The sequence below is a fragment of the Alphaproteobacteria bacterium LSUCC0684 genome (assembly GCA_041228335.1).
In the GTDB taxonomy this organism is placed as follows: domain Bacteria; phylum Pseudomonadota; class Alphaproteobacteria; order Puniceispirillales; family UBA1172.
Window position 1 is genome coordinate 1,478,148 of record CP166130.1, and the last position, 26,922, is coordinate 1,505,069.

Below are 26,922 nucleotides of genomic sequence, written 5' to 3' on the forward strand. Positions count from 1 at the left end.
TCATCACCGCACAAAACAGGATATCCATGGATTTGTCTCCCACACTCATTCACAGCAACAAGGAACTTGAGGCATTATGCCGCCGCCTGAAGCATCACGATCATGTTGCGGTGGATACGGAATTCATGCGCGAGACAACCTATTTTGCCCGGCTTTGCCTCATACAGGTCGCCTCGGCCGAAGAAGCCGCCGCGATTGACCCGTTGGCGGATGATCTTGATCTCTCCCCGCTCTTTGAGTTGATGCGCATGCCTTCCGTGATCAAGGTTTTCCACGCTGGCAGGCAGGATCTTGAAATCTTTCTCAACCTGATGGGAGATCTCCCCACCCCGATATACGACACCCAGATTGCGGCCATGGTTTGCGGCTTTGGTGACCAGGTGGGGTATGACCGGCTGGTTAAGGGCATGCTGGGCAAGACCATAGACAAGGCCTCTCGTTTTACAGACTGGGCCTTGAGACCGCTTTCGGAAAAGCAGATTCGCTATGCGCTCGACGACGTTATCTTTCTTGAGGAAATCTTCCCCCTCATGGTCAACCACATCCGAAAAGCAAAAAGAGAATTCTGGCTGACCGAAGAAATGGATGCGACCACTGACCCCTTGCTCTATCGCACCGATCCCGAAAAAGCATGGAAGCGCATCAAAAACAAAGGCATCAAACCTGCCGTACTGAACCGGCTCAAATATCTTGCAGCCTGGCGAGAAACAGAGGCACAGGAGCGCAACATCCCCAAAACCCGACTGATCAAGGATGACACTTTAATGGCGCTGGCGCTTGCCAATCCTTCATCCGCGGCAGCTATTAACCGTATCCGGGGGTTTCCTGGCGGGGCTGGTGGCAAGCTGGTCCAACCTGTGCTCACCACCCTGGGCAAGGCGGCATCTGCCCCCAAAGAGACATGGCCGGTTATTGAACCCATGACAAAAGCCAAGCCTCCCCAGGCGGTGGTAGATCTTCTGCGAGTCTTGCTCAAGCATATTTCGGATGACGCCGAAGTCGCGCCAAGACTTATCGCGAGTGCGAGCGACCTTGAAATGATCGCCCTTGGGAAGAGTGATGGCATCAAGGCTATGACGGGTTGGCGATATGAGATTTTTGGCAAACATGCCGAAGCCGTCAGAAGCGGACGCCTGGCATTGTCTTCAAATGGAAGCCGCATCAACATGCATGACGTTGAAAAGGGCTAATCTTCTTCCCGTGGGATAATCTCGATTTTCCTTGTTGAATATTCCTGCATTGCCTCAACACGTCTTGCATAAAGCATGGATTGTTTGCCCATTGTTGCGACAGGAAAAGCAATGCTTATCGTCTTTTGTCTCGAAACTATCCCGATCTTTCTGATAATCGCCGGTATACCGCCACTTATGGTCATCATCATTCGCAAGGTGAGGCCGATAAACCGCGCGGATTTTCGTTCTTTCCTGCTTAACATGCCCTTGAACAGTGATCTTTTCGGGAATTTGCCTGTATAGCGGATATAGAGAACGGCGGCCATCCAGACACGTTCGGAATGCTCGATGCCAACCACTGAAAGCCCGAGCATTTTATCAATGGCAAGGATGCCTCTGTAGTCGGGATGCTCAAGCCAGCAGAGATCAGCAAGATAGCAGCTGGCCCTCGCCAGACGGCCCAGGGTCGGCGGCAGATCAACCAGTAACGGGTCTAGCGATGATGCAAGAACAGGCCCAAGATTTTCAAACCGGTAGGACATGCTGCCATATTCCGCCACACCTGCAATCAACGGGTCGATCCCAGCGATGGCACTGTCCAGTTGATCAAAGAGAATCCCCTCTCGCAATCCATAACTGGAGAAGATGATCTTCTCCGGCTTCATCACCTTGATGATGGATCTCATGACGCGGTTACCCTGACGCATGCTGCCATATCTGGCTGGTGGAATCCCCTTTATGATACCTTCCGCGGCATCAACCTTTTCCATGAGTGAGAGCAATTGATCCGCTTCCAGACAAAGCCCATGGACAATATCAACGCGGTTTTTGCGAAGAGAGGCATAGGCGGTTGCGAGCGCTCTCCAGACACCTCCAACCGCATAGAACGTCCCGCCCTTCTCTTCGGCCAGCCAACCCAGTTTCACCAGTTCGGCATGAATCACTTTTTCAGGAAGATCAAGAAGGTGGCCAAGCTGGAGGCTGCCGTTCTTTGCTTCACGGAGATCTTGTCCCGGAACAATGTTCAGCATTTCAAGGCTACCGCCACCGATATCCCCGACGACACCATTAACCTCAACGAAGCCGCTCAGTACGCCTTTGGCCGACAGCATCGCCTCTTCCGAACCTTTGAGAATACGGATGGGAACACCCAGCAGGGATTCAGCCGGTGCAAGGAAATCCATTTTGTTGGACGCGCGTCGCACCGCTTCTGTTGCAAAAACCTCCAGCCGTTCAACCTCGCTGTTTCTGAAGATCATGGCAAAACGGGACAGGGTTTCCATCGCATGATCTATCCGGTCCTTCGCCAGTACACCATGTTCATTCACGCCTTCACCAAGACGGCAAACCTCACGCTCATTGAACTGTGGATGCGGCAACCGGCCACCGGCACGATAAATCACGAGACGGATCGAGTTAGACCCGATATCAATCAGTGCAATTCGCTTATCGCTGATAATTTCTTCCGGGGAGAGACTACGGAGATTGTCCAAGACAGCAACCATTTCAGGAGTCTATTTGCACCCTGCGGGAAGTGTTTTTGGACTTCTTCAGTGCTGAGCCACGCCCCGAAAGACTGGGATTGGTCATGAAGAAGTGATGGGCTGAAAATTCTTCCTCGCTATGGCCGGCAACACGGTGATAGCTGCCATCCGCGGCAAGTTGCCAACTGTTCAGTGTATCGTTAAGGTTGGCGGTCATTACCTGATCGATGATCTGGCGGTGCACGGTCGGGTTTTCAATCGGCATCATGATTTCCACTCGCCGATTGAGGTTTCGAGGCATCAGATCTGCCGAGGAAATATATACCTTTGCCTGACCGGACGGCAGCGGTTTGCCATTTGCAAAGACGTAGATTCGGGCATGCTCGAGGAAACGCCCGATAAGCGAAGTCACCCGGATATTTTCCGACAAACCCGGCACACCCGGGCGCAGACAGCAAATCCCGCGGACAACACAATCAATCGGCACGCCTGCTCGGGATGCTTCGTAAAGCTTATCTATGCAGGCCGTATCAACCAGCGAATTCACCTTGATCCAGATGCCGGAAGGCTCACCCGCTCTGGCCGCTTCGATTTCACGATCGACCGCTTCGGTAAATATCTTTCGTGCCGTGACCGGTGCGTACCCGACTTTGTTTAGATTCTCGGGTTTGACATAGCTGGTCATGAAATTGAAAATCCGTACAATATCTGAGCAGATTTCAGGCTCTGACGTGAAAAAGGACAGATCGGTATAGATTTTCGCTGTTACCGGATGATAATTCCCGGTGCCGCAATGGGCATATGAACGCAAGACTCCATCTTCCTGCCGCACCACAAGAGAGAGTTTGGCGTGGGTCTTCAAATCTACAAATCCGAACACAACCTGGACGCCGGCACGTTCAAGGTCACGGGCAAGCCTGATATTCACTTCTTCATCAAAACGAGCCTTGATCTCCACCATCGCTGTCACGGATTTGCCTTGCTCGGCCGCCGAGATCAATGCCCGGACAATTGGCGAATCCGGTAGCGTGCGATAGAGCGTCTGACGGATGGAAACAACCTTTGGGTCTTCAGCGGCCTGACGAAGAAACTGCAGAACGACATCAAAGCTTTCATAGGGATGATGGACCAAGATATCCTTGGACCTGATGGCCGCAAAGCAGTCTCCGCCAAAATCCCTGATACGTTCGGGAAAACGCGGGGTATAGGCAGGAAACCTCAACTGATCCGGGCCATAACCACAGAGCTGTTCCAGATCATTCAAGCCAATCATGCCGCCAACATGCGCGACATCCGCTTCATCAACCATCATGGCTTCAAGAAGGCTGCTGACAAAAGGTGTACGATCGGTGGTGGATGAAAGCTCAAGTGCGATCACATTGCCACGCCGCCTGGCTTTTAACGCTGTTTCAAACGTCGCAACCAGATCTTCGGCTTCTTCATCAACCTCAAGTTCGCTATCCCGCAACACCCGGAACATCACGTGGTTGGTAAGGGTATGACCCGGGAAGATCGACGCAAGATTCAGGATGATTACATCTTCCAGCGCGATAAACCTGTCGTCCTGCCCGGGCAGATGAACAAACCTTTTGAGCTTGGGCGATATCAGGATCAACGCCTGCATAAAACGCCCTTTCTTGTTTTCAAGACCTAGAAACGCCCCAAAACCGCGGTTGGCAATAAACGGGAATGGATGCGCTGGATCAATGGCCATCGGGGCGATTACGGGAAGAATTTCGGCGTTGAAATATTCTGCAAGGAAATGGCGATCGGCATCATTCAGCTCATCCCGCCCTACAACCGCCACCCCTTCCCTCGCAAGTAGCGAGAGAAGATCAGGAAGAATGGCCTGCTGGCGTGCCAGAAGCAGGGAGACACGAGAGGAAATCGCCTCCAGCACATCCTGCGGCGAAGAAAGACTCTGATCATTTTCGAGCATGCCGCGCGCCACCTGTTGCTTCAGGCCGGCCACACGCACCATCATGAACTCATCAAGGTTATTGGCGGAGATGGCAAGAAAACGCAATCTTTCAAGAAGTGGGTGACGCGGGCTTTCGGATTCTGCCAGCACCCGCTCATTGAATGCCAGCCACGAGATCTCCCGATTGATAAGATGATGCTGATCTTCCATCCCGATTGGGGGGATAGGCATCGTTCCATCCGACACTGATGTCAGGGTAGATATGTCCATACCTGCTGGATTGATCGTGTTCATCGCATGCTCGCTGAAATATGAAATTTTTATACCAGATATGGATATTCCCGACAAGAAAGGCTCTGCCCCAACTCCGTCAGAGGCTGGAATTGAATGCCCCTCCGTCAATGAGGAGATTCTGCCCCACCACATACCCAGCATGGGCGCTACACAGAAACGCGCAAGCCTGCCCAAATTCATTGATTTCCCCAATCCTGCCGCAGGGATTTGCGGCTTCTGCTGAAGCACGAATCTCCTCGACAGATCGACCTTCCTTTTCAGCCCGAGCCTGAAAAAGGCTGCTGATCCGATCCGTATTGAACTGGCCTGGCAGAAGATTGTTGATGGTAACGTTATGTCGCGCCACCTGACGCGCGATACCGGCGCAGAACCCCGTTAAACCAGCACGAGCGCCATTGGACATACCAAGCTGGGGGATGGGATTTTTCACGGATCCCGACGTGATGTTGACAATACGGCCAAACCGCTGATCAATCATCGGGTCAATAACTGCCTTGATAAGCTCAATTGGGGTCAGCATGTTGGCGTTCAGCGCACTGATCCAGTCCTCACGCTCCCAGTCACGAAAATCACCAGGAGGCGGTCCGCCTGCGTTATTGACCAGAATATCAACGGTCTTATCCGCCGCGCCAAGTACTGCAGCACGGCCTTCTTCGGTGGTGATATCCGCAGCAATTGCCTTGACATTTACACCATAGGTATCCCTTAGCCTATCTGCTGACGCATTCAATACATCCGCACTGCGTGCATTCATGATCAGATTGACGCCGTTTGCCGCCAGTTCTTCAGCACAGCCAAGCCCAAGCCCCTTGCTGGAAGCACAAACAATAGCCAAGCGTCCGCCAATTCCAAGATCCATAATTAATCCTTTCTATTTTCTAAAGTAGTCGAGGTTGATGCTGATCCAGCACTTCTCGTGCCATTGAAATCGTGGCTTTTTTCTTACGGGCAAGAGCGAGAGCATTAATTGCTGCAATGATTGCCTTTGCCGCGGAGAAACTGCGTTCCATCCGTTCAACGATATAGCGGGCTACCTCCCCGTCAAGAGCAAGACCAAGATCATCTGCATGTTTCTGGACAAGCGCCATCAGAAGAGTATCATCCGGGGGCGTGATTTCAGCCGCCACCAGACCAGCGAGGCGCGAAGACACATCAGCCAGGACCCAAGCCATTTCAGCCACCGGCACCCGTGAAAGAACAAGGAGACTGCCTCCTTCTGCAATCCTGTTGAGGAGATGAAAAAGAACATCTTCAGGCCAGTCATTTCCCGGAAGTGGATGATCCAGCACCAGATGCGGTCTGGGCCCAAGCTCTTCAAGATCAGCAGAAGTAAGGGCGTTGAGCAGTTTTGCTCCACTCTCTTTCATCCAGATGGCCGCAAGGTGAGATTTTCCTGCATCCGCTGGACCAAGCAGAAACACCCCTGATATGCGTCCCGGCCAATCCGGCCACCGGTCGATCCAGTCTGCAGCAAGAGCATTGCATCCCCCCAACACGAAATCTTCGCGCTCAAAGCTTGGTGTTGACATGAAGTCAATCGTAAATTGCGTTCTATTCATCGGGGTATTCTACTGGTCCAATGGCAGAAGGTTAAGCCTTTCATTGCCTGCAGGATCAGGGCCGGGCCCAAGCATTAGCCCGGCAGATTCAAGGGCATAGGTAAGTGATCGCATCGAACTGTTAAGATTAACCCGCAAAAGCCCACCATCCGCGGCAACATGCATCACGGCAATACTATGCACAGGGGCAAGTCCCTCAATGGTCTGGAGTGCATCAGCCCAGATTTTAACATCACTTGCGGGAACGAAAATAGCAACTGAAGCAACAGGTTCATGTGCAATAACATTTGTCTTGCGCCACACGTCTTCGATATTTCGGATCATTTCGCTGGAAAGCCATCTCAAGGTTTTTTCAGCCTTGTTGGCGGGAAGTAGCATATCATTAAGAGAGTAAAATTCGGACTCAAGCTTGCCATTGCGGTTATATATGCGGGCGGTCGCGTTCATATTCAACGATTGGCCATCCTCACTTTGTGCAATACCTGGAGTGACCGTGGTAATGATGACACGCTCGGCCTTCTCAAGGCGAGCTGCCGCGGCAATCATCTTCGCCTCCCCTCTTGCGATAGCTCCGGCTTCTACGGCACGCTCGGTCGCAAGATTTTCCGGCAGCGACAAGGTGACAAGCCCATCATGACCGGAGAGCTCTTCTCTCCAGGCTTCAAGCCAGTGATTGGGCTGACGCCAGATTCGCGGCTGTCCTGGGATATTCCAGACCGGAAGCACAAGCATACGTCCTGATACAAGTTCGGCATGAAGCTGTGATTTCTCAGCAAAATGAGCCCGAACCAGATCACGGTCGTAGCAGTAATCAAATTCCGCGATATATCGCTTGGGTAACACGGTCTCACGAACAAGTCTTGTATAATCGATCAGGTTGCTCACGTCTTCAGGGCTGATCTCATCCGGACCAGACTGCCAATCAAGCAGGAGTCTTGACGTAAGCTGACGCCAGGATTTTTCAACCCCCTGCTTCATCGCTATTGTGCGGGCGGCATTCCCGGAGTCGGATAAAGCTTCGACTTGAACGCCCTTAACAAGAAAGGCTGGCGCAGCGCAGCGTGTCTCAGCCATGGCATTCTCCGCACGGCCAAGGAAAACACTGACGCAAAGTGCCAGAATCAGCGTATAACGGTAGAAATACGACATGATGAAACTCCGGATACCTTTATAAAGATAAGATCAGGACTGTCCAGATGGAGGCTACCATAAGCAAGGAAAACAACAAAGATATCCCCCTCACCTATAGCTCTGCAGGGGTAAATATTGATGAAGGTGATGCTCTTATCGACGATATAGGTGCAGATACACGTCGGACGGCAAGACCAGGCGCCGATGCAACGCTCGGCGGTTTTGGAGCCATGTTTGATCTCAAAGCTGCGGGCTTCAGCGATCCGGTACTGGTGGCGGCTACCGATGGTGTGGGCACGAAACTCGAAGTTGCCCGCGCCTCAGGACATCACCGAAGCCTCGGGATTGATCTTGTGGCCATGTGCGTTAATGATGTGCTGGCACAAGGAGCGATGCCGCTTTTTTTCCTTGATTATTATGCCACCGGCAAACTGGATCGGCGCATTGCTGCTGACGTTGTTGCAGGAATTGCCGATGGATGCGTGATGGCAGACTGCGCGCTGATCGGGGGAGAGACAGCAGAAATGCCAGGAGTCTACCCGGACGGCGGTTATGACCTCGCAGGTTTCTGCGTTGGCGCGATGGAACGAGGGCAGATGATTGACCCTGCCCGCACCCAGAAGGGTGATGTGGCCATCGCTATTGCTTCAAGCGGCGCACATGCCAATGGCTTTTCCCTGATCCGCAAGATTGTAGACCGCACTGGCCTTGACTGGGCTGACGTCGCACCATTTGCCCTGGACAAAACGCTGGGTGAGGCGATGCTTCAGCCTACATCTATTTATGTGAAAGCCATCAGGGACGTGATGACAAGACTTGGTGGGGTTGATCGGATCCATGGACTTGCGCATATCACTGGTGGCGGGTTGATTGAAAATCCGCCTCGAGCTTTCAGAAAAGACCTTGCCCTTGAGCTTGATCTGGGCACATGGGAGTTACCTTCCCTTTTCCAGTGGCTCATGGCTGAAGGATCTGTTCCGGGTGTGGAAATGGCGCGTGTCTTCAATTCCGGGATCGGCATGTTGATTTATGTTGACGCGGCAGATGCGGAAGATGCTATCGAGGCCATTCGCTCGGCAGGGCATGACGCCTGGATCGCCGGTCAACTGGTTGACGATGCAGGGAATGGCCGCGTTCATCTGATCGGGCTGGATACCTGGGGCTGAAATGCCGCTTCGTCTGGGAATACTGATTTCGGGGCGCGGGAGTAATATGCTGGCTCTGCTCGATTATGCCGCGCAGGATGAAACCGACATTGAAGTTGCGGTAGTTCTTGCCGATGGCGACGCCCCCGGCCTTGATATTGCCGCTGCCCGCGGCATCGCAACAGCCAATATCCCAAGGCTTAATGATGAAAACCGAAAAAATCATGAGTCTCGGCTAATTGCTAAGCTGGAATCCCATGGGGCAGAACTGATTTGTCTTGCTGGATTTATGCGTCTCGTCTCTGCCGAATTCTGTGCCCGGTTTGACGGCAGGCTGATCAATATTCACCCGTCTTTATTACCCAAACACAAAGGGCTTGACACCCATGAGAAAGCTCTTGCAGATGGTGATCGCGAACATGGGTGCAGCGTCCATCTTGTTACTCCGGGAATGGATGAAGGTCCGGTCCTGGGCCAACGTCGGGTGGAAGTGCTTGAGAATGATACTAGCCGCACACTTGCAGATCGTGTTCTTGCCGAAGAACACCGCCTCTACCCACTGGTTGTCGGGGCGATTGCGGCTGGCCTGCTCAGCAAGCATGAAGGAAGATACAAGCTCAATCCTGGTGCTATAAAAGGGCGAATTGAAGGACTTCCCTTTCCCTTGAAATGGCCTGCTGATTAGTCCATAAATATTTTACGCAAAATACACGCTGATAACAACTTGGGGGACCCCGATGGACACAACCAATTTTGACAGTCATGCTCGTCAGCACCTCAACACCTATAAAGGGTTCATGACCTTTTCCAAGATCTCTGTCATTGCCATTGCCACTGTTCTGGTATTGATGGCTATCTTTTTACTTTAAGCTTCAACACCAGCTATGAAAAAAGGGCCGTTCAACGGCCCTTTTTCTTTTCTTTCAGGGTAGATTGCCTAGCCGGTGATTTCATCTTCATCGAAGAAAAAGTTGATTTCAATCGCAGCATTTTCAAGACTGTCTGACCCATGAACGGAATTTGCCTCGATGCTTTCCGCAAAATCTTTACGGATTGTGCCTTCGGCAGCATCTGCCGGATTTGTTGCGCCCATGATTTCACGGTTGCGGGCAACGGCGTTCTCACCTTCCAGCACCTGCACAACCACTGGCCCCGATGTCATGAATGCGACAAGATCATTGAAAAAAGGCCGTTCTTTGTGAACTGCGTAAAAGCCTTCCGCCTGATCACGGGTCATGTTGATGCGCTTTTGGGCAACTATGCGGAGGCCACCTTCTTCAAGGCGAGCGGCAACCTGGCCAGTGATATTGCGGCGAGTCGCATCCGGCTTGATAATGGAAAAGGTACGTTCGAGAGCCATGTCATATCCTTTGAAATTGGGGTGATGCAGGTCTGCCCTGCTGTCCTGCCCGCCTTATAGAGAGGCGGGTGCCCCTTGGCAAGCCTCATATGAAAGAAAGAGGTCACCGCGAGCCATCATGAACCAAAATTCATCCGGGGTTCAAGCACTCTGGGTCCAGCGGCCGGTCTCTTCCTGCTGCCAGTAGCTGAGATCATGGCCAGCATCGCCAAGAGCTTTCCACTGGGTTCGGGCTTCAGCCACCGCCGTATCCAGATGCCCGTCAAAGAGAATGAAGACACGTTCCGCCTCATCTGGCAATTGCGGCATTCGGCCATCAATGAGGAAGAAAAAGGTGGCGTTGTTCGGGTTTGAGCTGATATCCCCTGTCAGCCAGATCGGACAGATGGCGGCATCTTCATCATCTCTGCCAGTTACGCCATGAGGCAGCCAGCTTTCAGGCTGACGTGACCATATTGCGGTGGAAAACTGGCCAAGTCGTGCCTCATCACAGCAAACAACAGCTCTTTTTTCGGCAGCCATGGTCTTGGCCAGCAACGGCGGCAGAGCTTCATCAGCACCATGCCTTGTCAGATGATAGAATGCTACTGCCGCCATCTCAGGATCAGGCGCCGTTCTCTATCCAGCGTGTCAACAACCGGACGCCATAGCCCGTCCCGCCTGTAGGGACGGTAGGGCGTGATTTTTCCGACCAGGCCATGCCGGCGATATCGATATGTGCCCACGGTACGCCTTCGACAAAACGTTCAAGAAAACAGGCGGCGGTAATTGATCCACCCCAGCGGCCACCGATATTCTTCATGTCAGCAATGTGCGATTTGAGAAGTTTATTATACTCTTCTCCCAGCGGCATTCTCCAGGCTTTCTCACCTGTATCAAGTCCGGCTTTGATGAGTGTATCCGCCATTTCATCATCATTGCTGAACAGCCCCGCATGTTCCTTGCCAAGCGACACGATAATCGCCCCGGTAAGTGTTGCAAGATTGACCATTTTTTCCGGCTCGAAATGACGCAAGGCATAAGTCAGAACATCAGCGAGGACCAGTCTGCCTTCGGCATCGGTATTGATGATTTCAACTGTCTGTCCCGACATGGAGGTTACAACATCACCCGGACGCGTTGCCTCTCCATCCGGCATGTTTTCAACAAGTCCGATAAGACCAACAACATTCCGTTCAAGCTTCATGCCGCTTATTGCACGCATCGTGCCCGTAACCGCCGCGGCACCACCCATATCCCACTTCATGTCTTCCATCCCGGCAGCAGGCTTAATGGAAATGCCGCCGGTATCAAAGCAGACCCCTTTACCCACCAGTGCAACCGGTTTTTCATCATTTGCGCCGCCATTCCAGCGCATCACCACCATCCGGGATTCGCGGCGACTCCCCTGACCAACGGAGAGCAGCAAATGCATTCCTTCTTTCCGCATGGCGTCTTCATCGAGGATTTCTACCTCCACACCCTGATCACGAAGAGCAAGGCAGCGGTCGGCAAAACTGGCCGGATAAAGAATATTGGCAGGTTCGGTAACAAGGTCACGGGCAAGAAAAACCCCTTCTGCTCTCTGTTGTAAACGACCAAACTCAGCTTCAGCCTTATCCGCATGAGTTGAAGCCACCGTCAAGCTGAACTGTTTGGGCGTGGCCTTCTCCCCCTTGGTAAAATAGTGACTAAACGTGTAGGAAGCCAGCATCGCCCCATGTGCGACTTCGGCAACCCAATCCGCCTCACCTTCATCAAGGACAAGCGTGGCATTGGAAATCTGTGCTTTACCCAGTGCGGCAAATATGTGGCCACCAAGATCTTCTGCTTCCTTGCCAGCATTCTTTTGCGCTTCCGTACCGACCAGCAGGATTGTTCCTTCTTTTGCTCGAACAATCAGACTTGATCCTGCACCCGCCTTAAATTCGGCTTCGGCCATTGCTCGTTTAAGCACTCCACCGATAACATCATCCAGCCTCAGTGCTGATGAAGACAGGGAAATATCTCCATCCTCTCCATCTTTCTTGCTTACAAGAACAATGGCCGGAAAGTGAGATGGCTCTGGAAGGTTGTCAAACCGGAGAGACAGGGAAGCGGTCATGGATTATCCTCAATTTCGCCTCGGAGAAAGGCATGGTGAAAAATTTCTTTGATTGTAGTATTGGGATCGGGAAAGAGAATATCAAGACTTGAGGTGGAAAAGCTTGCTCATCACCTCTATTTTGTTGATAAAAATGTCAAATCATGCATTTTTGCATGGCAACTTTAGGACAGGCATCATAACCGGATGGAACTTCATCGCTATATCGTGAAACAGATTCTGGTATGGCTTGCAATCACCGTGATTACTTTAATTGGGATTGTTTGGCTATCCCAGGCACTAAGGCTGATTGAACTGCTGGTCAATAAAGGGGCTGATTTGTCCCAGTTTATCATTCTGACCCTTTTGTCGATACCGCTCTGGCAGATGATCATCCTGCCTATCAGTACCTTGATTGCCACGATTATCGTGCTTAACCGGCTTCAGCAGGATCGCGAGATCACCGCTATGCAGGCGGCGGGCCTTAACAATTATTTCATCATGCGGGGACCTCTTTTTCTCGGTTTCATGGTAACGGTTTTTCTCTATGTGAATTCTATCTTCATCCTACCTTTCACCTTTTCAAGCTATAAAACCCAGATTAATTCAATCCGCACCTCGGCACCTATCGTTGTTTTGCAGGAAGGGGTATTCACCGATCTCGCCGAAGGTCTCACCGTCTTTGTCAAGGAACGCGAAGGTCAGGTAAATTTCAACACCATTTTTGTTCATGACAAAAGATCGAAGAACAAGATCACCGAGATCGTCGCGGAACGTGGGATGATTGATACTAATCCAACCTCGCCAAAGCTGATTTTCTATAATGGGACACGCTCACAATATACCAGCGGTGAAACGCGCGCCACCATGCTGAATTTCGAGGAATATTCACTCAGTCTGACCAACGAGTTAGAGAGCCAGAAACAGCGTGTGCTTGATTATAATGAGATGCCGATTTCGGACTTGCTTCTCAATAATGACAGGAGTCCGAAATACCTGAGAGAAATGCGTGCAGAAGGGCATTATCGCCTGGCGTCTCCGCTTTTGGGGATGACGATGTTGATCCTTGGGGCCACCGCCATCCTAAGTCGTCGGTATAGCCGTGTTGGAAGCTGGAAATATGTATCATTTGGTATGCTGACGGCTATAGGAACCCTGGTCGGGGTGATCATGTCACGGGGCCTCACGGTGACTCATCCAGAAATGTTCCCCTTGATTTACGCTTTTTCGATTTTACCAGGTCTTGGCGGTATGATGATGATGCGGGAACGTAGCCGCATAACGAAAGTGGCTGAAGCATGATTGGCAGTCATATCTCATTAACCCTTTTTCGCTATCTGAGCTGGCATATCTTCACTCGCATCATGCTTTCCCTAGGGGTCATTATGTCGATTGTTGCCCTCATCGACACGGCCGAACTTTTCCGGAGAGTTTCAAACAAATCACAGGTGGAAAACTCGGCCATTCTTCTGATGGAAGCAATGAAAATCCCATCAACACTGCCCGATCTCATTCCGTTTGGAGTCCTGATCGGAAGCATTTTCAGCTTCCATAAACTCAGGTCTACCAATGAAGTGGTTATTGCGCGAACAAGTGGACTATCGCTTCTAAAATTCATGGTTGCACCAATCACATTTGTATTCCTTTTCTCCATATTTGCTCTCGTGGTCATTGACCCTATCGCTTCAGCCACCAAAAAGCGGTATCTAGCCCTTGAAGATGAACTTTTCGGAAGCAAGGGGCGTAATCTTAGTGTTTCAACGGAAGGTATATGGTTCCGCGATCAGCAGACCGACTTTCCTGTCATTATCCATGGAGAAGCAATAGACAGCGCAACCATGGAGATTATTGCGCCAGTTGTGTATACGTTCGGCCAGGACGACAAATTGATTACCCGTTATTACCCTGACCATCTGTTCCTTAAAGATGGCTTCTGGCTGCTTGAAGGCGGCAAAAAAATGGGAGCAGATGGAGTCATCAATTCATCCGACATCACCCAATTGGAAACCTCATTGCGGGAACGTGATCTTAATCACTCAAACAAACGTCCGGAAACTATCCCGTTTTTTGAGCTCTGGAGCTATATTTCCGTACTGGAGAAGGCCGGGCTTTCGAGTCTCGGGCATTCATCATATCTTTATTATCTGATGTTTATGCCGTTTGTTCTTGTAGGAATGATCATGATTGCTGGCAGGTTTGCGCTAGCCTACAGCAACCGGCAGGGCTGGATACATCTGGTGGTATTTACCTTGGGGCTGGGGCTTACCTTCTATTTTGTGAAGGACTTTCTCTATGTTCTTGGCTCCTCCGGTCGACTGCCGCCAGTCCTTGCCGGGAGCGCTCCCGGGGTGATCATGATCAGTCTAGGCACTGGTCTATTATTTCGTGCGGATGAATAATTTGTCTTACTTGCCATTGGCATTGAGGATTTCTGAGACTACATTCAGGAAATACCCCAAAGGAATTCAATGATCATGACTAGAACAACCTTTTCAACATTGCATCGAGTTGTCTGTGCGCTCTTTTCGATCTTGAGTGTTATGGTTGTTCCTGCCATGGCAAATTCAGCTTCCGTTCAGGTTATTGCCGTGGTTGATGGCAAACCGATCACCAACATTGATTTTGAAGAAAGACGCCATTTTCTGGTCAAGACAACAGGCATAAATGATACGCCCGAAATGCGGGAACAGATTGATAAGGATGTCCTGCAGATGCTGATCGATGATGTGATCAAGATCAGCGAAGGGTTGAAATTCGGAGGGGATGTCGAGGCATCGGCACTTCAGCGGGCAAATGACCTCGTGAACATGTCTTTTTCCCAGAACGGCGAGAATCCTGATACTGTCCTGGAACAGCTTGGCATAAGCCGGGATGTGGCGGCAAAAAAATTCATGGCGGATGTGCTCTGGGCCTCAACCTTGCAGTCACGTTTTGCAGATCAGTTTGCCGGCGCACGCAATGAAGCAATCGAAGAATTGGAACGCATCAAGGCTAATTCGAGAAAACCGCAAATCAATCTTGATGAGATTGTCCTCGTGCCAGAGCCAAACAGAAATTATGCTGAAACACTCAACCTTGCGTCACAGATTCATAACGCCTTGAAAGAAGGGGCTGATTTTGGCCGGATTGCCCAGCAATTTTCTATTGCCGGCAGTAGCCAGAACGGAGGAAAACTTGGCTGGAGTCTTTTAGACCGCCTGCCTGATCCTGTTCGCGAAACTGTCGACAATATGGAAACCGGATCCATTTCCCAGCCCGTTGAAATAGATGGTGCTGTTGCCATCTTCCGCGTCAATGCCATTCGTCGAGACGGAAAGGCAGATCCTCTGGAAGCCCAGATCCGTGTTGGACGCCTACTTCACCCCCTACCTCAAAATGCTGACGAGGGGACAGTAAATAGTGTTTCAGTCAAGATCACGAATGATCTTGCTGGAAGGTCAAATTGCGATGAAATCAGCCAGATTCATCAACAATATGGATCTACTTCCGCATTCGATCTTGGCACATTCAAACTGACGGATGTTGCACCGAGGCTACGTTCCATTCTAGCACCGCTTGATGCGGGGCAATGGACACAACCTATTCGTTTCAGCGAAGGGGTGGTTGTCTTTGCTATCTGCGAGAAAACCTTGCCGACGCTTGTTCTGCCTACGATTGAAGAGATCGAAGCATCTATCCAGAACCGACATTTCTCGGTCCTGTCGTCGCGATATCTTTCCCGACTGCGCCGCCAGGCCGTAATCGAATACAAGGAAAGGGGATGATGTCATCCGGCCGGGTATTTATCACCCCGGGGGAGCCTTCTGGTATCGGGGGCGAAATCCTTATTAAGTCTATTCAGACGGGTATCGGCCAGTTACTCACCCGTGATGATCCGGACCGTCTTGCTCGTCTTGCTGACGATTTAGGCAAGCCTATTGATCTAAAGGTTGTCGAATCCGTTGAGGCCACGTCAAACCTGCCTGACCGGACGCTCGGTGTCATTCCGATGACATGGCCAGAAGCCCCAATCCCTGGCTTGCCTTCGGCAGCAAATGCCCAGGCCGTTATTGACAGCATAACCGTAGGTGCTGAACTTGCACGGGATGGCCGTGTTCTTGGCCTTGTCACAAATCCCATCCAGAAATCAACTCTTTACGCAGCCGGATTTAAAAGCCCGGGCCATACCGAATATCTTGCCGAAATTGATGGACCCCAATCTCGGCCAGTGATGATGCTGGTCTCGCCGATGCTTAAAGTTGTGCCCCTTACGATCCATATCCCCCTCAAAGACGTCTCTTCAGCTATTACAGAGACAAAAATCATTGAGACGGCAACAACCCTGGATACGGCGTTGAGGCGAGATTTCAACCTGCAGACCCCACGCATTGCCGTGACCGGACTTAATCCGCATGCTGGAGAAGACGGCACTCTTGGCCGTGAAGAAATCGATGTAATCATCCCGGCACTAAAAAAACTGACAGATATGGGAATTCTGGTCAGCGGTCCATTTTCGGCCGATACACTCTTTCACGAAGATCGGCGGCAGGATTACGACGCCGTTATTGCCATGTATCACGATCAGGCCTTAGTCCCGATCAAAACCCTTGATTTTCACGGCGGGGTCAATACAACCCTCGGACTCAGTTACATTCGCACCAGCCCGGATCACGGGACTGCACTTGACCAGGCAGGAAAGTTTACAACAAGCCCGGTCTCATTGATGGCAGCGATCAACCTTGCTTTTGAAATGGCGCGCAACCGGCAGGGCCGCCATGCCTGACCCAGTTATTGAAAAAATAAACCATCTGCCTCCATTGCGGGAGGTTATCCGGAAGGCAGGGCTCGATGCCAAAAAAAGCCTTGGACAGAATTTTCTTCTTGATCTCAATCTGACAGGGCGGATAGCGAGGGCCGCGCCAACGCTTGATGGCACGGTGATAGAGGTTGGCCCAGGGCCGGGCGGCCTTACCAGAGCACTCCTGCTGGCAGGTGCGGAACATGTAATTGCGATTGAAAAGGACCGCCGGGCGATTGCGGCATTAAAGCCGTTGGTGGATGCGGCTGAAGGCCGTCTTGAAATCATCGAGGAAGATGCGCTCAAGCTTGATGTTGCCAGTCTTGGACCCCGAAACAAATCACGCCAGATTGTCGCTAACTTGCCCTATAATATAGCAACGGGACTGCTTTTAAACTGGCTAGGCCAGGGTGAAAGCCTGACCTCCATGACATTGATGTTCCAGCGTGAGGTGGGCCAGCGCCTTGCAGCGGGACCTGGTGAAGATGCCTATGGTCGGCTTTCGGTGATGGCGCAGTGGCGGTGCCATGTTAAGCGTCTTTTTGACATTCCGCCTGAAGCTTTCGTGCCACCGCCAAAAGTGACATCGAGCGTCGTACAACTGATCCCGCGCCCGGTTCCTCTTGCCCCGGCAGAAGTCAATATTCTCGAAGAAGTCACCCGCGTGCTTTTTGGTCAGCGCCGCAAAATGCTTCGTGCCTCATCCAAACCGATTGGCGGTATTGATCTCCTGGAGCAGGTTGGCATTGCTGGAGATGTCCGTGCTGAAACTCTTCAGGTAGAGGATTTTTGCCGCATTGCAGAAGCGTTGCGTAAAGTTCGGGCCTAGTGCCCCTCACGCAGGCTTTTGACAAATCCAGTAAGCCCTGTCTGGCGATCCCGACGCAACCGTTCGGCCATGAGAATGGATTTCACCTGCCGGACCGATGTTTCCAGATCAATATTGACAATGATGTAATCATATTCTGGATAATGTGACATTTCATCTGCGGCTTTGCTCATTCGCCTTGCGACGACTTCCGGCGCATCCTGACCGCGCTTGTTGAGGCGGTTTTCAAGTTCACCAATCGATGGAGGGAGAATAAATACCGAAACCAGATCATCACGTGCCCGGGCTTTGAGTTGCTGGGTTCCCTGCCAGTCTATATCAAATAGCACATCCTTACCCTGACTCATCTTGTCTTCAACCTGTGCTCTTGGTGTACCGTAGTAATGATCAAATACCTTGGCGTATTCAAGAAACCTGTTCTGATTGATCATCAGTTGAAAATCTTCCGTGGAAACAAAGCTGTAATCAACTCCTTCCACTTCCCCCGGACGGCGCTTTCTAGATGTTGCGGATATAGACAGATATAGATTGTCATCTTCTTCAAGCAATCGGCGAGATATTGATGACTTTCCGGCACCGGAAGGAGACGATAGAACAAGCATCAGACCACGCCGTGAAATTCCATGGATATAAGATGGGTCTGAATACACGCCGGTCATCACCTGGTCCTTTGTTTAATACACGCCACATACTAGCCGCAAGACCTGGAGGCCTCAACTCAGAAGTCACTCAGGGCATGGCTTACCTTACTCTAATTTCCTTCAGATTGCCTCAAGGCACGCCAAGCCCGGACATTGCGGTTATGTTCGGCCAGCGTGCGGGCAAAAGCATGACCACCTTTGCCATCAGCAACAAAATAGAAAAAAGGTGTTTCTTCAGGGTTCAGCGCCGCGTTTAGACTATCAAGTCCCGGATTGCAAATCGGTGTTGGAGGCAGACCATTTTGCATATAGGTATTCCAGGGACTAGGATCCTTGAGATGATCGCGGGTAAGCCGTTCCACTATCCTCCCTGAGCGAAAAAGCCCGTAAAGCACGGTCGGGTCAGATTGCAATCTCATCCCGGCCCGAAGTCGATTGACAAAAACTGACGCAACCTTACCGCGCTCTTCGACAAGGCCAGTTTCCTTTTCTATGATTGAAGCCAGGATAATCGCCTCATCAAGACTGGTATAGGGCAGATCTTCAGCGCGCTCAGCCCAGGCTTCGGCAAAGGCTATTTCCCTTGCCTTCCGGATACGTTCAACAAATACATTTCGATCCGTTCCACGGGTGAAGAAATAAGTTTCAGGCAGAAGTTCACCTTCCCTGATTTCCGGGGTGATATTTCCTGAAAATCTTGCGTCATCCTGCAATGCAGATGTAACCTCAACGCTGGTCCAGCCCTCCGGGATAACAAAACTGTGCTGGATCGCCTTGCCTTCGTGAATGATATCCATGGCCTCAGAAAGACTGGCACCCGGCGGCAATATAAACTCGCCTGCCTTCGGACGATACTGCTTGTCACGACGACGCTCTTCGATCCGCATCACCCATCGGTTGTGCGGAATACCTGCCCGTTCCAGCAGGGCACTGATCACGACCCTTCCCGCCCCTTCAGGAACGAGGATGATTTCGCTATCTTTCATCACTCCAGGGCGATGTAATTCAGAGAAAAACCATATGATGAGGGCACCTGCCCCTGCGGCAACAATGAGAAGCAACGCCGAAAGCACCCCAAAATATTGTCTAGGGCGGGTTTCTTTGGTTGTCTTGTCCGTATTATCATCCATGGTTCAGGTCCAGCCACCCATGGAGGGCCGGTCCGATCACTCGACCTTGCCCACGATCAGGCTGGCATTGGTGCCGCCGAAGCCAAAGGAATTGGACATCACGTTGCGCACGGTTTTCTTTTTTGATTTATGCGGAACAAGATCGAGATCCGCCACTTCATCTGCCGGATCATCAAGATTTCTTGTCGGAGGTACGGTATCTGTGTAGCTTGCCATAATCGAGAAAATCGCCTCGATTGCACCGGCGGCGCCCAGAAGATGCCCGGTTGCGCTCTTGGTAGATGACATTGACATGTTCTTGACCGCCGAACCGAATAGACGTTTTATTGCTCCTGCCTCAATAACATCACCAAGCGGGGTTGAGGTTCCGTGAGCATTGACATAATCCATATCCTGAGGGGCAAGGCCGGAATCCCTTAAGGCCGCCTGCATGGCGCGAAAGCCGCCATCGCCATCATCGGCTGGAGCAGTGATATGGTGGGCATCGCCGGAAAGACCATATCCCTTGATCTCACCATAAATCGTAGCGCCCCTTGCCTTGGCATGTTCATATTCTTCAAGAACAACGACGCCAGCCCCCTCACCCATGACAAAACCGTCACGTCCCTTGTCCCAAGGGCGGGAAGCAGCCGCAGGATTATCGTTGAAACCGGTAGAGAGCGCCCTTGCGGCGGCAAAACCGGCCACGCCGAGGCGGCAGATTGCAGCTTCCGCGCCACCAGCAACCATCACATCCGCATCACCGTATTTGATAAGCCTTGCAGCATCACCTATCGCATGACATCCGGTTGAACATGCCGTAACAACAGAATGATTAGGGCCTTTGAAACCGAATTTGATCGAAACCTGGCCGGAGATGAGGTTAATCAGCGAGGATGGAATAAAGAAAGGACTGATCCGGCGCGGCCCGCGTTCATCCATCAATCGTCCGGTTTCATAAATTGTCTGCAAGCCGCCAATCCCTGAGCCAATCATCACGCCGGTGCGGTGCTGCTTTTCTTCATCATCAGCAACCCAGCCAGAGTGCTCAACTGCCATGATGGATGCGATGAGACCATAGAGAATAAAAGGGTCGATTTTACGCTGATCCTTGGGTTCAACCCAGTCATCGGCGTTAAGTGTTCCGCCAGTGCCGTCGCCACGAGGTATCATCGCGGCAATCTGGCAGGGCAGGTCCTCCACCTCAAAACTATCGATCTTACGGAACCCGTGCTGTCCATCAAGCAGGGCATTCCAGTTATGATCAAGTCCGGCACCTAAAGGGCTGACTATTCCCATTCCGGTGACGACAACACGTCTCATGGTCAATGCTAGTCCTGAGGTGGAAAAAGGTTAGGAACCGTTGGCGCTGATGAAATCAACGGCGTCTTTGACCGTCTGGATCTTTTCCGCGGCATCATCGGGGATTTCGCACCCGAATTCTTCTTCAAAAGCCATAACCAGTTCTACTGTATCCAGGCTATCTGCACCGAGATCGTCGATAAAGCTTGCGCCCTCTACCACCTTGGAATCTTCAACACCGAGGTGCTCAACAACAATCTTTTTGACGCGATCTGCAATGTCACTCATCGTGGTCTCCCCTTGCAACGGGTTGGAATTATAAGTTTAGCGCGGTTTGCGCCGTGATAATGAAGCGTTTAGATAACAAATATTTTCCCGAAAGGCTAGCCTTCGATTACGTGTATTTTACACGATAATGACATCATTGCCATCGTGAAGAATTGATCCTCTCCTCTTCACCTGACAGAGGGATTCTAGAGCATTGCCATCCCGCCATTAATATGAAGAGTGGCGCCGGTGAGATACCCGGCTTCTTCACTGGCAAGAAAGGCGACTGCCGCGGCAACTTCATTAGCCTCACCCAGTCTGGCGGCTGGTATTCCTCCCATGAGCGAAGCTTTCTGATCTTCGCTGAGGGCATCCGTCATAGGCGTGCGAATAAAGCCTGGAGCAACGATATTGGCCGTCACCCCGCGGGAGGCAACTTCGGCGGCCAAGGCTTTTGTAAACCCTGTCAGTCCGGCTTTGGCGGCAGCGTAATTAGCCTGCCCCGGATTGCCCGTATACCCAACGATGGAAGACATCTGGATGATCCGCCCCCACCGTGCCTTCATCATACCGCGCAACGCTGACCTCGAAAGCATCATCGCTGCCTTGAGATTTACGTTCATGACGGCATCCCAGTCTTCGTCTTTCATCCGCATCAGCAGATTATCCCGGGTAATACCGGCGTTATTGACCAAAATATCGATCGGCGCGCCGGTAGCATCACCTGCCCTTGCGACAAGTCCAGACACATCATCGGCATCAGAGAGATTTGCAACAAGCACTTCGCAGCGGCCATCAAGGCGTGATGCAACATCATCAAGCACCGCCTGACGCGTGCCAGTGAGCACAACTGTCGCGCCCTGACGATGAAGAGCTTCGGCAACTTCGGCACCAATCCCGCCACTTGCGCCAGTGACAAGTGCGGTATGTCCGTTCAGTTCAAACATGCGAATCCCCCTTTAATGAGTGGTTTTGCCTGCCTAGCCCATAAGCTCGGCAAAAGCCTTGATATCTTCCGGTGTTTCCACATTCAACGCGGTCGCATCAGGCAAAGTTCGCTTTACCAACCCGGTCAGAACCTTTCCGGTGCCAATCTCAATAAATCGCTCGATGCCAGATTGAGCCATGTTAATCAATGTCTCATGCCAGCGAACAAGCCCCGTAACCTGGGTGATAAGATTCTCACGGAGAATAGAAGGGTCCGTCTCCGGTGCTGCAGTAACATTGCAAAACAACGGCAGGCTGGGCGGATGCATCGTCACCCCGGCCAGCGCCGTTGCCATGGCATCAGCGGCAGGCGCCATCAAGCGGCAATGAAAAGGAGCACTTACCGGCAGTTTGATGGCACGGCGGATACCCATTTCTTTAGCGAGTTCCAGCGCCTCATCCACATCAGCAACTGCGCCACTGATAACCACCTGCCCTGGAGCATTGTCATTGGCCATATCTAGCGCATTCCAGTTTTTATGATTGATAATGGTCTCTACCTGTTCACGATCAGCGCCAAGGAGAGCGGCCATTGCGCCCTCTCCCACTGGCACTGCATTCTGCATGGAATCCCCTCTGAGACGGAGAAGTTTTGCTGCAGTTGCTATATCAAACGTACCAGCCGCCGCAAGAGCTGCGTATTCCCCGAGCGAGTGGCCGGCTACGGCATCACCGAGTTGATCAATAGATTTGCCTAATTGCTCTTCAATTACTCGTGTAACCATGAGTGCTGTTGTCATCAACGCAGGCTGCGCATTGCGAGTCATGCGAAGCGTGTCTTCAGGGCCTTCTTTCATGACCTTACCCAACCCGCCACCAAGCGCTGCATCGACTTCTTCCATTACCGAGCGCGCAACGGGAAACGCCTCAAGAAGCGCTTTCCCCATTCCGACTGCTTGCGACCCCTGCCCCGGGAAAAGAAAAGCTGTTTTTGTCATGCCATGCCTGTAAATTGGGTTTATCGATTAAGAATTTGCTATAGCATTGATCCCATACCCCGGCAAGCCAAGCCCAAGGACTGCCATGCTTAACTATAGCGATGCCATCCAGTTGCTTCGATGCCAGTTGATCACAAATCCAACCGCAACGATGACCACAAGGATCAGCGCATAACTTAACAGACGCTTTGTAGTTGGGGAAATGTCAGTGCTTTCAATCCTGTCATACGCTTTCCAAGCAACAAACATCAGCACAAGAATACCGACACCACCCACAAGTACTGTATCCATCTTTCATTCCTGTATGATTGAAATTTAAAAATTATTATTAATCTAACAAAATTATTTCATATAAAAAACAATATTTTACATAAACATACTTATAAAAAATTAATCTAAATAATTGCCCCGCCCCATTTCCGACATATTTTGACCTCCAAGGTGAATGAATTTTTTCCATTCATCGTAAATAAACTCAACGTTGAGGAGTATCTACAATGAAGATGCTGAATAAAGTCACTAAACTGGCTATCCCTGCAGCAGCATTCTCTTTTATGCCCATGGTAGCCAATGCAGCTCAAAACCTGCAGCAGGATGATTTTGTCGGAATTTCCTTCTGGCTTATCTCCATGGCCCTGATTGCCTCCACGGCTTTCTTCTTCCTGGAAACACAGCGTGTTTCCGCCAAGTGGAAGACGTCTCTTGTCGTGTCGGGTATGGTCACCATGGTTGCTGCTGTTCACTACTTCTACATGCGTGATGTATGGGTGGCGACAGGCGACACACCAACCGTGTATCGTTATATTGACTGGCTGATTACCGTTCCATTGCTGATGGTTGAATTCTACCTGATCCTGCGGGCGATTACCAACGTGTCATCCGGCGTTTTCTGGCGCCTGATCATTGGTACCATGGTGATGCTGGTTGGTGGATATCTCGGCGAAGCCGGATATATCAACATCACCCTCGGCTTCATCATCGGGATGGCAGGCTGGATTTACGTTCTTTATGAAATCTTTGCCGGTGAAGCAGGCAAGCTGAATGCTGGTTCTGCACCAGCTTCCGTTCAGTCTGCTTTCAACACCATGCGTTGGATTGTAACCATCGGCTGGGCGATTTATCCGCTTGGCTATTTCTTCGGATACATGACTGCCAGCGCCAGCATGGAAAGCCTGAACGTGATCTACAACCTCGCCGACGTTCTCAACAAGATCGCCTTTGGTGTGATCATCTGGAGCGTTGCCGTGTCTGAATCAGAAAAGGCCTAAACATCAAGTTTCGGGCAATCCATCAGGGTTGCCCGAACTCTCCCACGACAATGAAAAGAGCTTAAGGGGGAAATTATGGATGATCTTGCTTTTAATGCCCTCGAGGTGACCAGGCTTAACCCTGCGGCAACCCAAAACGCAGACCCCCTTTCAAATATCCGCACCCTTATTCTGAATTCACTGCCTGATGCAGATGAACCGCTTGGCCAGGCCGCGCACCACCATTTTGAAGATCCAGGAAAAATGCTGCGCGCCGGACTTGCTCTCTCCACCGGCAAAGCGTTTGGCATTCAGCCCGAAGCCTGCATGAACTGGGCTGCAGCAATTGAAGTTTTGCACAATGCTTCACTGATCCATGATGATATTTCCGATGGTGACACCGCACGCCGTGGCAGGCCTTCGATCTGGGCTGCCTTTGGTCGTGATACTGCCCTCGCTCTCGGTGACTGGTTGATTGCACTATCCTTTGAATTTGCTGCAAAAGCCGCGATTGCAGGAAGCAACCCTAAACTTGTTGCAACACTCTCCCATCATATGAAAGACACCACTACCGGTCAGGCCATGGAATTTGAAACAACAGGCTACCCTGACTGGAGATGTTATCGACAGATTATCAGGGGCAAGACAGCCCCGCTTTTCATCGCTCCGGTGGAAGGAATGGCTCTCCTTGCTGGTCGGGACGATATTGTTGAACCGATCACCCAGTATTTTAACGCCGTTGGCACCGCTTACCAGGTGGCGAATGATATTCTTAACATCCTCGGGACCGATGGCGCTATCAATCCCGCGTCAGATCTTGCCCGCCGGGCACCAAACGGGGTCATCGTGACCTTTCGAAACCTTCTGGTTGGAAAAGAAGCCCGGGAATTTGACTCCTGGCTGTTATCAGGAGATCAAGGCCAGGTAGCAATGTGGTATCACCAGCTGCTTCAATCTTCGGCAATTAAGGTAACCACCGAGTTGATGAATGGTATCCTGCGGGATGCGGAAAACAAGGCAACCTTTGTCCCCCATGAGTTGAGCCATATTGTCCAGCCTATTCAAAAACTGCTAACATCGATTTGTTCGCTTTCGCTGGAACACGCCGCTGAATAACTTTCCCCTGAGGGATACGAATACCATGAAAAAGCCCGATAGCTACCGGACCAACGGCCAGAAAGTTCTGGTGATCGGCGCGGGGTTTGGCGGTATTGCATCAGCCCTGAGGATGCGGGCCCGGGGGTATGATGTCACGCTGGTGGACAGGATGAACGCCATTGGCGGACGCGCCCAGGTATTTGAACGTGGCGGTTTCCGGCATGATGCTGGTCCGACCGTCGTGACAGCTCCATTTCTTTTTGATGAACTCTTCGAACTTTTTGGTGAGAAGCGGGAAGATCACGTCGAGTTTCGACCTCTTGATCCCTGGTACAGGTTTGTTTTCAATACTGGTGAGACTTTCGATTATCGGGCAAGCGTTGAAGACACGATGACCGAAATCGAACGGTTTTCGCCTGAAGACAAGAAAGGATATGAGCGCCTGCTGAAAGCATCAAAGGATATCTTTGAAATCGGCTTTGAACGGCTCGCCGCGCGTCCGTTTACCCGTTTCTTCACGATGGTTCAGCAGATACCGGCTCTGCTCAAGCTCAGAAGCTACATGACCGTTGCCCAGATGGTGAACAGTCATATCCGCCACCCGCTACTTCGCCAGGCTTTTTCGATCCATCCACTTCTTGTGGGGGGCAATCCATTTTCGACAACCTCGATCTATACCCTGATCCATTATCTTGAACGACGCTGGGGCGTCTGGTTCGCCATGGGAGGAACTGGCAAACTGGTGGCCGAATTGATGAATTTGATGGAACGGCAGGGGATTGATGTCAGGCTTGGTGTTGATATTGAACACATCACCCTTCAGAACGGCCTCGCCAATGGCGCAGTTGCGACCAACGGAGATGTGTTTGAAGCAGACCGGGTTATCTGCAATGGCGATCCGCCGACTGTCTATGCCCAGATGATGCCTGAGGGCCACAACCGTCCCAAAAAGACTCTTCCTGAACGCATGACCCATTATTCCATGGGGCTTTACGTGCTTTTCTTTGGCACCCGCAAATCCTACCCGGATATAGCTCATCACACTATCTGGATGGGGCCGAGATATAGAGAGCTGCTCAAGGATATTTTTGATCGGAAAATTCTTGCCGATGATTTTTCGCTCTACCTCCATCGCCCAACAGCGACCGATAAAAGTTTCGCCCCGGAGGGTTGTGACAGTTTCTATGTGCTCTGCCCGGTGCCCAATCTTCTTGGCAAGGTTGACTGGAATATTGAAGGTGAACGTCTCAAGACCCGGATAACCGACGCCCTTGAACGCACCATCATGCCGGGCCTTTCCGAAGCGATGTGTGAAGAATTCTGGATGACACCCGAGGATTTCAAAAAGGATTATCGGGCCATGCACGGCACCGGGTTTTCGATTGCACCCATCTTTTCGCAATCGGCCTGGTTTCGCTACCATAATCGTGACCCGGATATTCCTAATCTGTATTTTGCCGCCGCCGGGGCCCACCCTGGCGCGGGGATGCCTGGAGTTCTCTGTTCTGCCAAGGTTGTTGAGGCACTGGTGGCAGAAGATGAGGCAACGCATCGGGTGGCGTGAAGAATTGATGGCTTGATAGCAATGATCAGAGGCTG

General features: G+C 51.3%; 27 protein-coding genes. 12 read left to right on the forward strand and 15 right to left on the reverse strand.

Translation table 11 applies throughout. The annotated features are described in order from the left end of the window. The first annotated feature begins 26 nt into the window (after positions 1-26). Complete coding sequence (gene rnd, locus AB8880_07030) at positions 27-1,190, forward strand: ribonuclease D (protein ID XDZ64685.1); 1,164 nt, start codon at positions 27-29, stop codon at positions 1,188-1,190. Here the strand turns inward: rnd and AB8880_07035 are convergent. The 5 genes from AB8880_07035 to AB8880_07055 all read right to left on the reverse strand — a co-directional run bounded on the left by AB8880_07035 (position 1,187) and on the right by AB8880_07055 (position 7,579). Then, positions 1,187-2,665 (reverse strand): hypothetical protein, encoded by a 1,479-nt coding sequence (locus tag AB8880_07035; protein XDZ64686.1) that lies wholly within the window; start codon positions 2,663-2,665, stop codon positions 1,187-1,189. The two genes, rnd and AB8880_07035, sit on opposite strands and share 4 nt — an antisense overlap. A 13-nt stretch (positions 2,666-2,678) precedes the next feature. Beyond that, on the reverse strand, positions 2,679-4,808 hold the full coding sequence (locus tag AB8880_07040) for an RNA degradosome polyphosphate kinase (protein XDZ64687.1): 2,130 nt from the start codon (positions 4,806-4,808) through the stop codon (positions 2,679-2,681). A 139-nt stretch (positions 4,809-4,947) separates the two neighbouring features. Continuing rightward, entirely contained in the window at positions 4,948-5,730 is a 783-nt protein-coding gene (locus AB8880_07045; GenBank protein XDZ64688.1) for an SDR family oxidoreductase, read from the reverse strand. A 19-nt stretch (positions 5,731-5,749) separates the two neighbouring features. Further along, the gene (locus AB8880_07050) at positions 5,750-6,430 is read right to left on the reverse strand and encodes a DnaA/Hda family protein (protein XDZ64689.1); all 681 of its coding nucleotides are present in this window, start codon (positions 6,428-6,430) and stop codon (positions 5,750-5,752) included. 9 nt (positions 6,431-6,439) lie between these two features. Further along, the gene (locus tag AB8880_07055) at positions 6,440-7,579 is read right to left on the reverse strand and encodes a hypothetical protein (protein XDZ64690.1); all 1,140 of its coding nucleotides are present in this window, start codon (positions 7,577-7,579) and stop codon (positions 6,440-6,442) included. A 47-nt stretch (positions 7,580-7,626) separates the two neighbouring features. Here AB8880_07055 and purM point away from each other — a divergent pair, with 47 nt between their 5' ends. From purM to AB8880_07070, 3 genes are read left to right on the forward strand one after another with little or no spacing between them, the layout of a single operon-like run. Next, complete coding sequence (gene purM / locus AB8880_07060; GenBank protein XDZ64691.1) at positions 7,627-8,727, forward strand: phosphoribosylformylglycinamidine cyclo-ligase; 1,101 nt, start codon at positions 7,627-7,629, stop codon at positions 8,725-8,727. A gap of 1 nt (position 8,728) precedes the next feature. Then, positions 8,729-9,391: a phosphoribosylglycinamide formyltransferase gene (gene purN, locus AB8880_07065; GenBank protein ID XDZ64692.1), complete on the forward strand. Its 663-nt coding sequence runs from the start codon at positions 8,729-8,731 to the stop codon at positions 9,389-9,391. A 52-nt stretch (positions 9,392-9,443) separates the two neighbouring features. Beyond that, positions 9,444-9,575: an aa3-type cytochrome c oxidase subunit IV gene (locus tag AB8880_07070; GenBank protein XDZ64693.1), complete on the forward strand. Its 132-nt coding sequence runs from the start codon at positions 9,444-9,446 to the stop codon at positions 9,573-9,575. Positions 9,576-9,643: 68 nt separating this feature from the next. On the opposite strand, the gene ndk is transcribed toward AB8880_07070, so the two are convergent. From ndk to AB8880_07085, 3 genes are all read right to left on the reverse strand, one after another. Continuing rightward, positions 9,644-10,066, reverse strand: a complete 423-nt coding sequence (gene ndk, locus AB8880_07075; protein XDZ64694.1) for a nucleoside-diphosphate kinase — start codon at positions 10,064-10,066, stop codon at positions 9,644-9,646. A 141-nt stretch (positions 10,067-10,207) separates the two neighbouring features. After that, entirely contained in the window at positions 10,208-10,663 is a 456-nt protein-coding gene (locus AB8880_07080) for a DNA polymerase III subunit chi (protein XDZ64695.1), read from the reverse strand. 7 nt (positions 10,664-10,670) lie between these two features. Next, the gene (locus AB8880_07085) at positions 10,671-12,149 is read right to left on the reverse strand and encodes a leucyl aminopeptidase (protein XDZ64696.1); all 1,479 of its coding nucleotides are present in this window, start codon (positions 12,147-12,149) and stop codon (positions 10,671-10,673) included. Between the two features lie 186 nt (positions 12,150-12,335). Between AB8880_07085 and AB8880_07090 the strand changes: the two genes are divergently transcribed. The 5 genes from AB8880_07090 to rsmA all read left to right on the forward strand — a co-directional run bounded on the left by AB8880_07090 (position 12,336) and on the right by rsmA (position 17,734). Then, positions 12,336-13,430, forward strand: coding sequence for an LptF/LptG family permease (locus tag AB8880_07090; GenBank protein XDZ64697.1), 1,095 nt, complete (start codon positions 12,336-12,338; stop codon positions 13,428-13,430). Between the two features lie 83 nt (positions 13,431-13,513). After that, positions 13,514-14,527 carry an LptF/LptG family permease gene (locus tag AB8880_07095; GenBank protein XDZ64698.1) on the forward strand — a complete coding sequence of 338 codons (1,014 nt, stop codon included), beginning with the start codon at positions 13,514-13,516 and terminating at the stop codon, positions 14,525-14,527. 75 nt (positions 14,528-14,602) lie between these two features. Continuing rightward, positions 14,603-15,892, forward strand: a complete 1,290-nt coding sequence (locus tag AB8880_07100) for a peptidylprolyl isomerase (GenBank protein ID XDZ64699.1) — start codon at positions 14,603-14,605, stop codon at positions 15,890-15,892. After that, positions 15,889-16,890 (forward strand): 4-hydroxythreonine-4-phosphate dehydrogenase PdxA, encoded by a 1,002-nt coding sequence (gene pdxA, locus AB8880_07105; GenBank protein XDZ64700.1) that lies wholly within the window; start codon positions 15,889-15,891, stop codon positions 16,888-16,890. Before AB8880_07100 ends, pdxA begins: the two co-directional genes overlap by 4 nt. Further along, positions 16,883-17,734, forward strand: a complete 852-nt coding sequence (gene rsmA / locus AB8880_07110; protein ID XDZ64701.1) for a 16S rRNA (adenine(1518)-N(6)/adenine(1519)-N(6))-dimethyltransferase RsmA — start codon at positions 16,883-16,885, stop codon at positions 17,732-17,734. The genes pdxA and rsmA overlap by 8 nt, the downstream gene beginning before the upstream one ends. On the opposite strand, the gene gmk is transcribed toward rsmA, so the two are convergent. From gmk to AB8880_07145, 7 genes are all read right to left on the reverse strand, one after another. Then, the gene (gmk, locus tag AB8880_07115; protein XDZ64702.1) at positions 17,731-18,336 is read right to left on the reverse strand and encodes a guanylate kinase; all 606 of its coding nucleotides are present in this window, start codon (positions 18,334-18,336) and stop codon (positions 17,731-17,733) included. The two genes, rsmA and gmk, sit on opposite strands and share 4 nt — an antisense overlap. 149 nt (positions 18,337-18,485) lie before the next feature. After that, positions 18,486-19,505, reverse strand: a complete 1,020-nt coding sequence (gene mltG / locus AB8880_07120) for an endolytic transglycosylase MltG (GenBank protein ID XDZ64703.1) — start codon at positions 19,503-19,505, stop codon at positions 18,486-18,488. A 36-nt stretch (positions 19,506-19,541) separates the two neighbouring features. Then, the gene (gene fabF / locus AB8880_07125; GenBank protein XDZ64704.1) at positions 19,542-20,807 is read right to left on the reverse strand and encodes a beta-ketoacyl-ACP synthase II; all 1,266 of its coding nucleotides are present in this window, start codon (positions 20,805-20,807) and stop codon (positions 19,542-19,544) included. A gap of 30 nt (positions 20,808-20,837) precedes the next feature. After that, positions 20,838-21,074, reverse strand: coding sequence for an acyl carrier protein (locus AB8880_07130; protein XDZ64705.1), 237 nt, complete (start codon positions 21,072-21,074; stop codon positions 20,838-20,840). 185 nt (positions 21,075-21,259) lie between these two features. After that, positions 21,260-22,000: a 3-oxoacyl-[acyl-carrier-protein] reductase gene (gene fabG, locus AB8880_07135; GenBank protein XDZ64706.1), complete on the reverse strand. Its 741-nt coding sequence runs from the start codon at positions 21,998-22,000 to the stop codon at positions 21,260-21,262. A gap of 33 nt (positions 22,001-22,033) precedes the next feature. Then, positions 22,034-22,978 carry an ACP S-malonyltransferase gene (gene fabD / locus AB8880_07140; protein XDZ64707.1) on the reverse strand — a complete coding sequence of 315 codons (945 nt, stop codon included), beginning with the start codon at positions 22,976-22,978 and terminating at the stop codon, positions 22,034-22,036. Positions 22,979-23,071: 93 nt separating this feature from the next. Further along, positions 23,072-23,269, reverse strand: a complete 198-nt coding sequence (locus AB8880_07145; GenBank protein XDZ64708.1) for a hypothetical protein — start codon at positions 23,267-23,269, stop codon at positions 23,072-23,074. Positions 23,270-23,475: 206 nt separating this feature from the next. On the opposite strand from AB8880_07145, the gene AB8880_07150 reads away from it, so the two are divergent. The 3 genes from AB8880_07150 (at position 23,476) to crtI (ending at position 26,887) form a co-directional block, all read left to right on the forward strand. Beyond that, a complete protein-coding gene (locus AB8880_07150; GenBank protein ID XDZ64709.1) occupies positions 23,476-24,246 on the forward strand; it encodes a bacteriorhodopsin-like in 771 nt (256 codons plus the stop codon). A gap of 75 nt (positions 24,247-24,321) precedes the next feature. Further along, on the forward strand, positions 24,322-25,341 hold the full coding sequence (locus AB8880_07155; GenBank protein ID XDZ64710.1) for a polyprenyl synthetase family protein: 1,020 nt from the start codon (positions 24,322-24,324) through the stop codon (positions 25,339-25,341). A 25-nt stretch (positions 25,342-25,366) separates the two neighbouring features. Then, positions 25,367-26,887, forward strand: a complete 1,521-nt coding sequence (crtI, locus tag AB8880_07160; GenBank protein XDZ64711.1) for a phytoene desaturase family protein — start codon at positions 25,367-25,369, stop codon at positions 26,885-26,887. The last annotated feature ends 35 nt before the right edge of the window (positions 26,888-26,922 follow it).